We start from the raw sequence: 14,329 nt of genomic DNA on the forward strand, positions 1-14,329 counted from the left end.
ATAAGAGAAATTGGAGTATGCGTGCTTCTTTTTTGCTTTCAATTTGTTCTTAAACCCCAAAATTTAGTATAGAGCCAAAAAAATATGCACCTTTCTCTACGAAAGGTGCACCGAAAGATTAACCAACATTTACCCATCCGCGTTTGATCGCTAATACGACGGCTTGAGTGCGGTCATTAACGTTCATTTTTTGTAAAATGTTGCTGACATGGTTTTTCACCGTTTTTTCGCTTATATATAAAGCTTCACCGATTCCTTTATTACTTTTTCCATCAGCAAGCAATTGTAATACTTCACATTCTCTTCTAGTGAGTAAGTGTAGTGGACGGCGAACTTCTTGCTGAACAACCGTAGCTGTTGCCATTTGATGAACAGCTGTGTTTTCTGCAAGTCTTCTAAACTCTTTCACAAGATTGTGAGTAACTTTTGGATGTAAATATGAACCACCGCTTGCCACCACACGGACTGCTTCGATTAATGCTTCCGCATCCATTTCTTTTAATAAATATCCGCTTGCTCCTGTTTTCAATGCATGGGTTACATAATTTTCATCATCATGAATAGATAAAATGATAATTTTTGTTTCTGGGTATTCGTTTACTAATTTTTTCGTTGCTTCAATTCCGTTTAACTCCGGCATATTGATATCCAACAGAACAACGTCAGGGTTGTATTTTTTCACTAAAGAAATCGCTTCTTCCCCATTATTTCCTTCCGCGACTACTTGAAAATCTTCCTCAAATTCTAATATACGTTTAACCCCTTCACGGAATAATTGATGATCATCAACGATGACAATGGACGTCATGGTTTCCCCTCCTAAAAACTTTGCGAATTTTGACTTATGGTAATGGAACACGGATAAGAATCACCGTTCCGAAGCCGATTTTCGAATCAACCGTTAATTCTCCATTCAGTAAATCGACTCTCTCTCTCATTCCGATTAGACCATATGAACCTTCGATTTTTTTAGATATGTCAAAACCTTTCCCATCATCTTTAATAATAGCGATGATGTTGTCTTTATTCATTTCAAGCTTTACATGGATATGACTTGCTTCCGAATGTTTAAAAGCATTTTGAACCGCTTCTTGAATTAAGCGAAACATAGCCGCTTCAAGTTTTTCCGGAACTCTTCTTTCCACCCCAATATTCGTAAATGTCACTTTTGCTGATTGATTGTATTCTTCGACCGTTTGCAAATATTTTTTTAACGTAGGAACTAGTCCTAAATCATCTAATGCCATCGGTCGTAAATCATAAATAATGTGTCGAACTTCATACAAAGCATCTCGAACCATTGTTTTTAAACTTCTAATTTCTTTTAATCCTTCTTCCGTTCCTCGTTCACGGAACACTTTTTCCACTAAATCCGATCTCATTATGACATTTGCCAGCATTTGTGCAGGGCCGTCATGGATTTCTCTTGATAAGCGTTTTCTTTCTTCTTCTTGAGCTTCAATAATTCGTAGACCAAATTCTTGTTTTGCTTTTGCATCCTGGATAAATTCACCTATTTGCTTGAGATCACCTGTTAAATAATTTAACACAACAGAAATTTGTGAAACGAGGTGATCAGCACGTTGGATCGTTTCTTTCACACTCGTTAATCTTCGTTCGAGATCGTCCCTTCTTTCTCGCAGCTGTTGTTCTAGCTGCCGAATCGAGGATAATTTAATTTGCAAATTATGAGCATTTTCATAGGCGACCCGAACTTCTTCTTCAGAAAAACTTTTAAAATGTTTACTTACTTCTGCAAGACGTTTGCGAGCAAAACGAACTTCTTGGTCTAATTTTTCTTCATCATCGATGACTTTTGTAATCATTTCTTTAATTTTTTCTAATTCATCTAAGATCGATTCATAATCTTTGCGGCATTGTTCGCCGATTTCAAAGATTTCGTTTTTACTATTCCCAACAGTATCGATCATTTTTTCTAATATTTGATCAATGGTTCTCATATCTATTTGCTTAATGGACATTTAGATATACTCCTTTAGGGCTTACTAACCATTACCCATCATTATCTCTATTTTAGCGTGAAAATCAATCCAAGACTATGCAGCACTGGATAAAATAAGCATTTTACCTTAGGTGTTTTCCTATATTTGTATTTTTTTAGGTCATTTATCCTACATAGTCTTATTGATTTTTCGAACCCTTACAATATGTAGTATTTTTATTATTTAATCATACCATATTTAGTGAGTCGAATGGTATGGACAATTTTTCAATTTTCGTCAATAATTTATCGATTTCTACATTTCATTGCGCGATTAATTCAATCGCTTTATAATTGAAATGATTGATGATTAAAGAAAGGAGCGATTTCATTGCGCACAAATTATAAAACCGTTAAAGGACAAGGTGAGCATGAAATCGTCATTCAAAAGTCCCGATTCATTGCCCATGTCAACAGAGCTGAAACGGAAGAAGAAGCGCAAAACTTCATCCAATATATAAAAAAAATTCATTGGAATGCCACTCATAATTGCTCCGCTTACCTGATTGGTGAACATAATCAAATACAAAAAGCCAATGATGACGGAGAGCCAAGCGGTACAGCCGGTGTTCCAATTTTAGAAGTGCTAAAAAAACGTGATTTACGAGATACGGTCGTAGTCGTAACAAGATATTTCGGTGGCATAAAGTTGGGAGCCGGCGGTTTGATCCGTGCTTATGGAAAAGCAACATCAGAAGGATTAGATGCTGTTGGAATCGTTGAACGAAAACTTACGCGCGTGATGGAAACAACGATTGATTATACTTGGTTAGGAAAAGTAGAGAATGAGTTGAGAGGGTCAATATATCAAATAAAAGATATCCATTATCTTGATCAAGTGAAGATTGAAACGTATGTCAATTCAGGAGAAGAAGAGACATTTACGGCATGGATGACAGAATTGACAAATGGACAAGCTCGTATGGAACAAAAAGAAGAATTGTTTTTAGAATTTGATGTATAAGAAAGGATTTTCTACATGCGAAATGATTCGAGAAAATTAAGATCAAGAAAAAAAAGACGTAGATTAAAAAAGAAAGTGAAAATGTTTATCATCCTTCCACTGCTATTGCTTATATTATCAGGTTTTTCTTATGGGTATTATCTTTATTTAAAGGCTGAAAATGCAGCGAATGAATCATATGAAAAAATTGATCATAAATCGAAATATCGTGATTCTGATATTAAAGTCGGAGAAGATAACATTTCTATTTTATTTATCGGTGTGGATGAAAGTGAAATTAGAAGTTCTAAAAACTCTGGTGCCCGATCTGATGCGTTAATGTTAGCAACTCTAAACGAAAAAGATAATTCAATTACACTGTTAAATATACCTCGTGACTCGTATGTGTATTTCCCTTTTAAAGGAACATTTGATAAAATCACACATGCTCATGCCTATGAAGGCGTGATTGGAACCGTTGAAACAGTAGAAGAGTTATTGCAAATTCCAATTGATTATTATGTAAAAATGAACTTCCATGCTTTTATTGATATTGTCGATGCTTTAGGTGGAATTGAAGTAGAAGTTCCTTATGAAGTGGTTGAGCTTGATTCTAACGATCGACGTTCCATTCACTTAAAGCCTGGATTACAAACATTAAACGGTGAAGAATCACTGGCATTGGCTAGAACGAGAAGAAAAGATAGCGATATTGAGCGTGGGAAAAGACAACAAGAAATTATGAAAGCGATATTCAAAAAAGCTACATCGGTATCAGCTTTTACAAAATACGGGAATCTTATTGAAGCAGTTGGAAAAAATATGACAACGGATTTATCCTTCTCTGAACTAAAAGCGTTAATGAATTATTTTTCTGTCACATCTGGGGTAGATATTGAAACCCTTCAATTAAAAGGAAGCGACGCTTACATCAATGGAATTTATTATTACCAATTAGACGAACAAAACCTAAACGAAATCAAACAAACACTAAAACAACACCTAGAGTTGAACTAGAAAAGTAGAGGCGAGCGCTTAGTGACGTACGAACGGGAGTCACTCCTGCACTGAGATAAAGGAAACACGACGAGCAACGAGTCGATGTTGACTTATCGTAGGGGAAGGAGTGGGTCGTTCGCTAGTCACTGCGAGCCGAACTAGACAATTAGAAAAGCGGAGGCACATTTTGAACGCCGTATGAACGGGAGGGCCTCTCGGACTGAGATAAAGGAAACACAGCGAGGGACGAGCTGTTGTTGACTTATCGCAGGGGAGAGAGGTCATCGTTCACTAGGCGTTCGTGCCGTAGCTAGACAATAGAAAAGTAGAGGCGAGCGCCTAGTGACGTATGAAAAGGAGTCACACTTGAATCAATGCAATAGAACAAAAAATCCCAAATAGCCAATTAAAAGGCATTTGGGATTTTTTTATCGGTTTTTATTGAATCCTTTTACAAATCGTAATAACGGCTTATATTGTTGGTTAATGAGTCCAATTTTTTCAGCACCTAATTCAATCAATAAGACTAAGATGGTAATGAAAAGAATAGATCCCCAAACAGTAGTTAAGGAAAAGATAAAGGCAGATAATCCAAATAACGCACTAATTGCATAAATGATTAACACCGTTTGTCTATGAGAAAAACCTAACTTTAATAAACAATGATGGAAATGAGATTTATCCGGTGCTGACAAAGGTTTTTTATTAATTAAGCGACGAATAATCGCAAAAAACGTATCTGAAATTGGTACACCTAATATTAAGATCGGAATAATAAAAGAAATAAATGTTACGTTTTTAAATCCTAGTAACGACAATACTGCAATGACATATCCTAAAAATAGAGCTCCAGTATCCCCCATAAAAATTTTTGCAGGGTGGAAATTAAAGAATAAAAATCCGACAGTACTTGCTAAAAGGAGAAGAGCAATCGCTAATACATAAGCATCTGACATAATGAAGGCCATACCAGCAATACAAATGAGTGCAATTGAAGAAACTCCTGCAGCAAGTCCATCTAGGCCATCGATTAAATTAATGGCATTGGTCACACCAACAATCCAAATAATCGTAATCGGAATACTTAATATTCCAAATTCTAACGTATTCCCAAATGGTAAATTGATAAAGGTGACTTGAATATCTCCTAAATATACAACTACAAAAGCCGCCAATAATTGCCCGGCTAATTTATAGGATGGACGCAAATCATAAATATCATCCAATAAGCCTGTAATAAACACAATAAAAGCACCAAGGATAAAAGCTAAATGAAAGCTCTCCTCAGGTTGAATAATCATAACTCCAATGATAAAGGCAATAAAGATAGAGATTCCACCTAAACTGGGGATCGCCGCTTTATGAACTTTTCGATAATTGGGCTTGTCAGTTGCTCCCATCCTGTTTGCCAGCTTAATTACAAAAGGAGTAACTCCTAAGCTGATGGCAAAAGATATTAAAAGCGTAAGTTCTAACATCATTAATGTCCCCCTCAAAGGTAGGCTGCAGATCATCTATGTTAAACGGTCGTTTAGTTTTATGGGCTTATTCAAATAAACAAACCTCTTCAATTAATATTAAATGACAAAATTATGAATGTCTAGCCATTTTATAAGAATGGTTTTCTACATAATTAGACAAAAACACGCTAAATCTTTTCCTCATATGAATTAGACGTAAAACATGAATTTGTTTCAACTATTCCATCAAAATTTAGCTTTTCCTTTTTTATGCAATCTCAACGTAGCAACATCTAATAAAAATTTCGGTAAAACTAACATTCTTCTCCATCTTGACGGTTGTTTCAACAAACGATAAAACCATTCTAAATGCAAGTCTCTCCACATTTTAGGGGCACGCTTGACTTCTCCAGCCAATACATCAAAACTACCCCCAACACCCATAAACACACCTTTTTGAAACTGAGCAAAATGTTTGGAAATCCAAAATTCTTGTTTTGGAAATCCTAACGCAACAAAAATTAAATCTGGCTCTACCATTCGAATATTTTCGACAATACGATTGTCATTCATATCAAAATATCCGTGATGATATCCAGCTATTTTCAAATGAGGAAATTGCTTTTGACAATTTTCCACTGCTTTTTTTACCACATGGTCTTTTGCACCTAAAAAATAGACACGGTAATGTTTTTGATTAGAGATTTCTAATAAGGACATCATTAAATCAAAACCTGCTACACGCTCTTTTAAAGGTTCTTTTATAATTTTTGAACCGATGATAATACCAATCCCATCTGGAACAATATAATCTGCATTTTCTATGGTGCTTTTAAACTTTTCATCCTTTTGTGCGTACATAACAATTTCTGGATTGGCGGTCACGGTAAAACATTTCGTTCCTGATTCAATTTTATTTGTTAGTTCTTCAATCATTTCGTTTGCTGTAACATTATGAAATGGGATTCCTAAAATTTTTATTTTATCCATTCTTCTCCCCACTATTCCGAAACAGAGCATTATTTGACTGTTATCAATGAAATGTATTTTATACGAAGTTATGTTTACCTATAATAGCATGGCCAGTCTGGCTTTCACCATCCCGTTGACCTTTTCACATTTTTAAAAACTTACCTTCCTTTAAAAATACTTTCTCAACTACACGTTTGGTTGATTCTCCACACTCAAGACCACAAAACTCTTGATGAAAGCGGATATATTTTTCATTCATTTGAAATCCGTCATTTTCAAGTATTTCTATTTCATCTATTAATTCTTCAGTTGTTTTTACTAACGGTCCAGGTGCTTCTTTTTCAAAATCAAAATAAAATCCGCGCAGTTTGTCTCGATACCGTTCGATATCATAAACAAAGAAAATAATCGGTCTCTTCAAATTCGCATAATCAAAAAATACCGACGAATAATCCGTTATTAATATGTCCGATACGATATAAAGTTCATTAATATCTTCATAATTCGAAAAATCATATACAAAACCTGAATAACTGGATAAATCAATTGAATCCGCAATCAAATAATGCATTCGTAATATAACAACATATTTTTCTCCAAATCGTTGTTGTAGCTTTGTAAGGTCTAACTGAAGGTCAAATTTATATCGACCTTTTTCATAATATCGATCGTCTCGCCATGTCGGAGCGTATAAAATAATCTTTTTATCTAAAGGGATTTGATATTTTTGTTTAAATTGACGAACGATCTGCTCTTTTTTATCAGAATATAAAATATCATTTCTTGGGTATCCAGATTCGATCATTGTATTGTTAAATTGAAAGGCGCGTTTAAAAATATTTGTTGAGTACCTGTTTGGCGATATTAAATAGTCCCAACGACCTGTTTCTTCAATAAACTTTTCTTTATATTTTTCTGTTGAAATGCCTGGCATATAAACTTCTTCCATATCGAGTGCCAGTTTTTTTAATGGGGTACCATGCCATGTTTGTAAAAATGTTGTATGTTTTGGTTTCGGTATCCATGCAGGTAAACGGCTATTATTCACCCAATACTCGGCGCGAGCTAAATAATAAATCCAACGAATTGAAAAACGATTCACATACGGAATATTCTTTTCTTTAAAAATTTTATTATAGGATTTATTGACACTCCAGATGAGTTGAAATTCAGGATGATGTTCTTTTAAATATTCATAGATCGCTCGAGGATTGCAACTATATTGCTTTCCTAAAAAGCTTTCGAAAACAATAAGATTTTTTTTCACCGGTAAGAAAGTAGCTATTGTAAATAATACTTTATAGAAAACTTCTGCCATATCTTTTATTTTGCGTATAAGCTTTTTTGTCATAAAAAATATCCTTTCCGACAAAAATAACAGTAAGTCCGATTTCTCATTGTAATTATAACAAAACCTCCTTAAAGGAGGTTTATACTACAAAACACTTTTTTGACGGATCTTTTCTTCTGCAAAATCTTCTTGATACATGTACATTAATAAATTTTGCGATGAGTTTCCATTGGAATATAGATTCCATCTTCGGAAGAATGCATCCAATCTTTCGTCATCAAAGTCACCTTTTTTAATTTGTTCAATGATTTCGTCAGTACTTTGAACAATTGGTCCAGGTAAATCAATATCAAAAACACCACGTTCTTGCTTATACTGTTCATAATCATAAATATAAAATATCATCGGCCGTCTTAAAATTGAAAACTCCATTGGGATGGAGGAATAGTCGGTAATTAAAAGATCTGTAATGAGCAATAGTTCATGAACGTTTGGATAGTTTGAGAAATCATATACAAAATCATGATAACGATTGTCATGAATAATAGGGTTATTTAATGTTATGGCCGGATGCATTTTAATTAGTAATACATATTCATCTTTTAGTTGCTCATACAATTGTTTAATGTCTAGTTCAAGTTGAGCATCTTTTAATTGCCCATCTCGATAAGTGGGAGCATATAAGATAACTTTTTTGTCTTTTAAATAAGGAAATTCATGATAAAGTCTCTCTTTAATGCTCCGATGCAAGACGGTATCATAATAAAAGTCGGTTCTAGGTACCCCTGTCCTCAAAATGGAGGAAGATGGAAGGTCAAATGCCTGAGTAAATATTTTAGCCATTTCTTCTGAACCGACAACCACTTTATGAAATTTTTCATATACTTTTTTAAACCTTTTCTTAGCCATATGTGAACGTTTTTCAACCGAATGATCAAGCAACCCAAACTTTTTCACAGCTCCAGCAGCATGCCAAAGCTGTATGACTTCCACTTCTTCTTTAAAGTTTGTTACCGCTAAAAAGCCAAAATAATTATCAATTAAAATCGTTCTCGATGTCGCTAAATGATAAATCGATTTGATGAAGTGAATAATATGGGCTGATTCAAAATGATAAACTTTATAACTATTATTCTCAAAAAAGTTGATTTTACTACTTTTTTGCTGAAGAATAACAATATCCTTTTGGATGTTTAATTTTTCTATTTCATCCAAAAGGAATTGAGCATTATCTCCGAAAGAAACAACGAATGTCGTTTTCTCTTTCAACGGAAAAAGGTTAAATAATGAAAACAGGCATTTAAAAATCAATAAATAGATGCCGATAGCCAATTCTCTAACCATTTTTCACTTTTAAGTCCTTTTTAATTTTTGTTGTAGAAATGCCAATTGTTCTTGGTAAATAAACAACTTCACAATATTCCTTCAAGAAGTCAAAATGACCTTTCCAGTCATCACCCATGACAAATATATCTACGTTATGTTTTTTAATGTCTTCGATTTTTTGTTCCCAAGTTCTTTCTGGAATGACTTCATCTACATAACGGATAGACTCTAAAATTAATTTTCTGTTTTCATAACTATGATAAGACTTTTTATTTTTTAACTCGTTAAACTCATCCGTTGAAAGAGCAACGATTAAATAATCACCTAGTTCTTTCGCACGTTTCAACAAATTAATGTGTCCCCAATGCAATAAATCAAACGTACCGTACGTAATCACTTTTTTCATCTATTTCCCCTCGCTTTCTTTTCAAAGTTAGTTATATATATCAACCATTCTAGAACTCTTTTCTTCACACAATATTAGGAAAATCAAACTAAATAACATTATAAGTCTATCGAACAATATTTTCAATGGAACATATATCAATATAATGATGTTCCAATTAGGCGTAATATCTATTTAACTAATGTAAACGAACTGTAAAATGTTACTTAAAGACAATTTTACACACTTTTTCGGCTGCATCTCCGTTTTCCCAAGCACAAAATCTATGATAAAATTGCTCATAACGTTCACGATATTCCTCTTGTACTACTTCAATATTTTGCACGGCAGCAATGATTTCTTCCGTTGTTTTGAGTAATGGACCTGGGATATCTTTTTCCATATCTATATAAAATCCTCTTAATTGATCACGATACTTTTCTAGATCATAGGTATAGAAAAGAATCGGACGTTTTAAGTTCGCATAATCAAAGAATACGGATGAATAGTCTGTAATTAATAAATCAGAAATTAAATAAAGTTCGGCGATATCATCATAATGAGATAAGTTGTAAGCAAACCCTTCTGCTCCATAGGTATCAATATGATCAGCGATAAAATAATGCATTCTTAATAACACTACATATTGATCGCCTAATTTTTCCTTCATTTGTTTCAAATTCAATTTTAGTTGAATTTTTATTTCCCAGGTGCGTAAAAATCATCATCCCTCCATGTAGGAGCATATAAAATAACCTTTTTGTCTAGAGGGATGTTTAAATTTCTTTTGATTTGGTTCGCTATACGTTCTTTATCTTTTGCATATAAAATGTCGTTTCTTGGATAGCCAACCTCGATCATCTCTTTTTCAAACTTAAACGCTCGGCGAAAAATATCCGAAGAATATTGATTTGCCGAAATTAAATAATCCCATCTTCTTGATTGTTTATAAAAGTCTGCTTTATATTTTGGATTTGCAGAGTATATATCTTTCATATCAAATACTAGTTTTTTTAATGGTGTTCCATGCCAAGTTTGAAGATATATATTTCCTTCCCTCTTCGTTAAACTTTTCGGCAATCTTGAATTGCTGACCCAATATTTGGCTCTCGCCATATAATAATAGTATTTGAAACTAAAGCGTTTAACTTGTTTCGCATTCCCGGGAATTTTTTTCCCAGGGTTATTAAAAATCCATACATATTTGTAGTTTCGATTTTCTTTAAGTAGTTGTTCATAAATATATTTTGGGCTATCGGAATAATTTTTTCCTAAAAAACTTTCAAAGACTATCGTATCTTCTTTTAACGGTAATTTCATAAATACTTGATGATATAAAAAGAGATAAAATTTTGTTTTTCCAGTTAAACTATACTTTAATTCCCCTAATAATTGATGAGTTTGAATTCGCTTAATTAATTTTTTCCAATTCCCTTTCTTCAAGGCTAATAATTCCCATCTGATAATAAATGAAGTATTTTTTGCCGATTCTTTTAAAAGCCACTTCCCCGCTTCTAAAATCAATGTTTTTATTTGATGAATTTCTTTTTCATCTTTTAACAATGTAGGAATGTTTCTTTTATAAATGTTTATAAAATGATGATCCAAAATTTGAGAAATCCATTTTTCCGCTTGATATTTCTTTTTTAACGAAATATATACGTTTAAAAATGATTCTAATCGAATTGTTGAATCTAATTGGGACAAGGATGGATTTGAAATTGGATCATTACGCACACGTAAGTAGTAGTGACATCCTTCTACAATTTGATAATTTCTATTTTTTTCAAGCATTTGCATAATAAATGACAGGTCAGTATATACTTTTACGTCCTCTGAAAACATAATTTTGTTTTTCACAAGAAAATCTTTTTTGATCAAAACATTTAAAATAGAGGAAAATGAGTTTAACTTTCCATTTTTTATGGCCACTGGGGCTCCTTCATTATCTTTTAACGCACTTTCTCTACTTTTTTTAACCTCTACAAATTTTCCTGCAAGAAAGTCTTCATCACCAATAAGATTGATAAGTAATTCAATGTTGTTTTCAGAAATAAAATCATCGCTGTCTAAAAAATAGATATAATCACCCGTTGCTTCTTTTAAACCAACGTTTCTAGCGTAACCTACACCTTTTCTTTCATTTAAATGAATCGCTTTAATACGATAATCTTTCCTACTATATTCATCTATAATTTCAACACTACCGTCATTGGAACCATCGTTAACTAAAATAATTTCTAAATTGTTATATGTTTGTTGGATAACTGAATCCAAACATTCAGACAAAAATTCTTTCGTATTATAAATCGGAATAATAACAGTAACTTTGGTCATTTAGTACACCTCTTTTAGGTTGTATAAAATTGAATAACGCTCAAAAAGCATAAAACAAAAACACTGACAATAATACGTTACTATAAAATTTGACGTATTTTAAGAAATAATTCAAGTTGTAAAAGAAATTGGGTAGAATTGTTAATCATACAATCTTATTTGAAATGAAAGTGTAATATATAACCCTCGTGTTATGTGATATAATACTTCTCTGTATAATCCGAAAATTTTTTACAACGATGAAGAATTTTCGACAAAATTACTTTGCAATTGACATCGAAAAATCATTTTAACGTAACTATGGTATAAATAAAAGATTTATAAGATGGGTAATTTCCACCAATTCAATTGTCATAAAATGATTTTAGCTATATGACGACCCTTGAAATCATAGTAAGGAGAGAATCAATTTGAGAACCGAACATAAAAACAAGAAGAAAAGAAAGTGGTTGAAATATACGGCCATTGCCTTAACGGCTATATTACTTATAAGCGGTGTTTATATAATTTCTGTATGGAAATCTATGCAAACTGCAATCGATTCGATGCATGAAGATCATAAAACGGATAAACGTGAAACGGATATTTCTTTAAAAGAAAAACATCCATTTTCCGTATTAATTTTAGGAGTCGATGAACGAGAGAATGATGTCGGCCGCTCTGATACGATGATTGTTGTAACGGTGAATCCTGATAAAAATTCGATTAAAATGTTAAGTATTCCGCGAGATACACGTGTAAATATTGCGGGCTGGAGCGGCGGTGAAGACAAAATCAATCATTCCTATGCTTACGGCGGAATTGATATGTCCATCGATACGGTGGAGGAATTTCTCGATATTCCGATTGATTATTATATAAAATTGAATATGGAAGGTTTTAAAGATCTTGTTGATGCAGTTGGCGGAGTAACGGTTTATAACGATATGGACTTACAACATGGGAAATATGTTTTTCCTAAAGGAGAAATTACGTTAAATGGCGAAGAAGCTCTCGTCTACTCTCGTATTCGCTATGAAGATCCACGCGGGGATTTCGGCAGACAAAAGCGACAAAAAGATATTATGCAAGCGATTTTAAATGAAGGTGCCAGCATCTCTACACTATGGAATTATGATGATATTTTTGAAGCGCTTAGCAAAAACATTAAAACAAATTTAACCTTTAATGAAATGGTTGAAATTCAAGCTGGCTATAAAAGTACTGTTAAAAATTTAGAACAGTACAATTTTGAGAAAGGTTCTGGCGGATTCCTCGGAAATATTTGGTATTATTTCCCTGACGAACAAGAAGTTTTAGACTTTCAACATATGTTAAAAGAACATCTTGGCTTACTACCCGAATCAGGTGTAGCCGTAAATGATCATGAAAACGGAGCATAACTGCTCCGATTTTTTTATAGACATCTTAAAAAAATTCAGTAAAATAGTATTAATGATTGGTAGAATTTTGTAACTTTTTGTCTACGCTATCGTCTAACAATATGTCATCTTTCAAGAAAGGGGTTTTGTCATGGAAACTAGAAGCATGAAAACGAAGAAAAAACGGAAATGGCTTCGCATTACTTTAATCACATTGAGTGTACTAATTGTCCTTTCTGGGATTTATATATATTCTGTCTATCAATCATTGACGAATGCGGTTGATACAATGCATCAACCCATTAATAGAATCGTACCTGGTAAACGTACCGATGATTTAAATTTAGGAAAAAATGAACCGTTCTCAGTCCTACTTTTAGGGGTTGACCAAAGATCTGGCGATGTTGGACGTTCCGATTCGATTATTGTTATGACGGTAAACCCTAAGAAAGAATCTATTCATATGGTAAGTATCCCACGTGATACAAGAACGGAAATTATCGGCAAAGGATTCCAAGATAAAATTAATCATGCATACGCCTTTGGTGGAGTCGAAATGTCAATGGCGACGGTTGAAAACTTTTTAGATATTCCGATTGACTATTTTATTCAAGTAAATATGGAAGGATTTAAAGATATCGTTGATGCCGTTGGTGGTGTAACCGTCAATAACGATTTAGATTTTACGTATGGAGGCGTTCATTTTCCTAAGGGAGAAATTGAATTAAATGGCGAAGAAGCGTTAAAGTTTTCGAGGATGCGCTATGAAGACCCTCGCGGAGATTTTGGACGTCAACAAAGACAGCGCCAAATTATTCAAGCGATCATTAAAGAAGGGGCAAGTTTAAATACCCTTCTTAATTATGGCGATATTTTTGAAGCGCTCGGTAAAAATGTACGAACAAACTTAACGTTTGATGAAATGGTAACTATTCAAAGTAATTACAGAGCCGCTTCAAAGCAAATGGAGCAACATCAAATAAAAGGTCAAGGACAGATGATTGATTCCATATACTATTACATCGTACCAGAGGAAGAACGTGTGCGATTACAGCAATTATTAAAAGATCATCTAGAAATTAAAGAATAATTTTAATCATCAACGGGGCTGTCCGATAAGTCCCTAAAATGAAGCAAGTGGAGAAAAACAATTCGTTTCTCTCCACTTGCTTTTATATTTTTTCGATTTTTATCTGAAAGTAGCTGGCGGATGCCGGCTACTTTCAGGAAGTTGTGGGCTAATGCCACAATCC

12 protein-coding genes and 1 pseudogene are annotated in these 14,329 nt (G+C 33.5%); 4 read left to right on the forward strand and 9 right to left on the reverse strand.

Going from position 1 to position 14,329, the window contains the following annotated elements:
- Positions 1-118 precede the first annotated feature (118 nt).
- Together AC3ASS_RS11625 and AC3ASS_RS11630 are read right to left on the reverse strand one after the other, a co-directional pair.
- Positions 119-808 (reverse strand): response regulator, encoded by a 690-nt coding sequence (locus AC3ASS_RS11625; protein WP_488283699.1) that lies wholly within the window; start codon positions 806-808, stop codon positions 119-121.
- Between the two features lie 34 nt (positions 809-842).
- Complete coding sequence (locus AC3ASS_RS11630; RefSeq protein WP_488283700.1) at positions 843-1,982, reverse strand: sensor histidine kinase; 1,140 nt, start codon at positions 1,980-1,982, stop codon at positions 843-845.
- 351 nt (positions 1,983-2,333) lie between these two features.
- Here AC3ASS_RS11630 and AC3ASS_RS11635 point away from each other — a divergent pair, with 351 nt between their 5' ends.
- Positions 2,334-2,966, forward strand: coding sequence for a YigZ family protein (locus AC3ASS_RS11635; RefSeq protein WP_488283701.1), 633 nt, complete (start codon positions 2,334-2,336; stop codon positions 2,964-2,966).
- Between the two features lie 15 nt (positions 2,967-2,981).
- On the forward strand, positions 2,982-3,962 hold the full coding sequence (locus tag AC3ASS_RS11640; protein WP_488283702.1) for an LCP family protein: 981 nt from the start codon (positions 2,982-2,984) through the stop codon (positions 3,960-3,962).
- A gap of 410 nt (positions 3,963-4,372) precedes the next feature.
- On the opposite strand, the gene AC3ASS_RS11645 is transcribed toward AC3ASS_RS11640, so the two are convergent.
- The 7 genes and pseudogenes from AC3ASS_RS11645 to AC3ASS_RS11675 all read right to left on the reverse strand — a co-directional run bounded on the left by AC3ASS_RS11645 (position 4,373) and on the right by AC3ASS_RS11675 (position 11,715).
- Positions 4,373-5,422, reverse strand: a complete 1,050-nt coding sequence (locus AC3ASS_RS11645) for a glycosyltransferase family 4 protein (protein WP_488283710.1) — start codon at positions 5,420-5,422, stop codon at positions 4,373-4,375.
- A gap of 228 nt (positions 5,423-5,650) precedes the next feature.
- Positions 5,651-6,394, reverse strand: coding sequence for a WecB/TagA/CpsF family glycosyltransferase (locus AC3ASS_RS11650; protein ID WP_488283703.1), 744 nt, complete (start codon positions 6,392-6,394; stop codon positions 5,651-5,653).
- A gap of 124 nt (positions 6,395-6,518) precedes the next feature.
- Positions 6,519-7,781 (reverse strand): annotated as a pseudogene (locus AC3ASS_RS11655) (CDP-glycerol glycerophosphotransferase family protein); the annotation flags it as partial.
- Positions 7,782-7,811: 30 nt separating this feature from the next.
- Positions 7,812-9,011 (reverse strand): CDP-glycerol glycerophosphotransferase family protein, encoded by a 1,200-nt coding sequence (locus tag AC3ASS_RS11660; RefSeq protein ID WP_488283704.1) that lies wholly within the window; start codon positions 9,009-9,011, stop codon positions 7,812-7,814.
- A complete protein-coding gene (gene tagD, locus AC3ASS_RS11665; protein ID WP_488283705.1) occupies positions 9,004-9,399 on the reverse strand; it encodes a glycerol-3-phosphate cytidylyltransferase in 396 nt (131 codons plus the stop codon). The genes AC3ASS_RS11660 and tagD overlap by 8 nt, the downstream gene beginning before the upstream one ends.
- Before the next feature lie 202 nt (positions 9,400-9,601).
- Positions 9,602-10,048 carry a CDP-glycerol glycerophosphotransferase family protein gene (locus AC3ASS_RS11670; RefSeq protein ID WP_488283706.1) on the reverse strand — a complete coding sequence of 149 codons (447 nt, stop codon included), beginning with the start codon at positions 10,046-10,048 and terminating at the stop codon, positions 9,602-9,604.
- Between the two features lie 29 nt (positions 10,049-10,077).
- Entirely contained in the window at positions 10,078-11,715 is a 1,638-nt protein-coding gene (locus tag AC3ASS_RS11675) for a bifunctional glycosyltransferase/CDP-glycerol:glycerophosphate glycerophosphotransferase (protein WP_488283707.1), read from the reverse strand.
- A 410-nt stretch (positions 11,716-12,125) separates the two neighbouring features.
- On the opposite strand from AC3ASS_RS11675, the gene AC3ASS_RS11680 reads away from it, so the two are divergent.
- Entirely contained in the window at positions 12,126-13,097 is a 972-nt protein-coding gene (locus tag AC3ASS_RS11680; RefSeq protein ID WP_488283708.1) for an LCP family glycopolymer transferase, read from the forward strand.
- 130 nt (positions 13,098-13,227) lie between these two features.
- A complete protein-coding gene (tagU, locus tag AC3ASS_RS11685) occupies positions 13,228-14,166 on the forward strand; it encodes a polyisoprenyl-teichoic acid--peptidoglycan teichoic acid transferase TagU (RefSeq protein ID WP_488283709.1) in 939 nt (312 codons plus the stop codon).
- Positions 14,167-14,329 lie beyond the last annotated feature (163 nt).

The sequence above is a fragment of the Bacillus sp. JST-5 genome, from assembly GCF_057747715.1.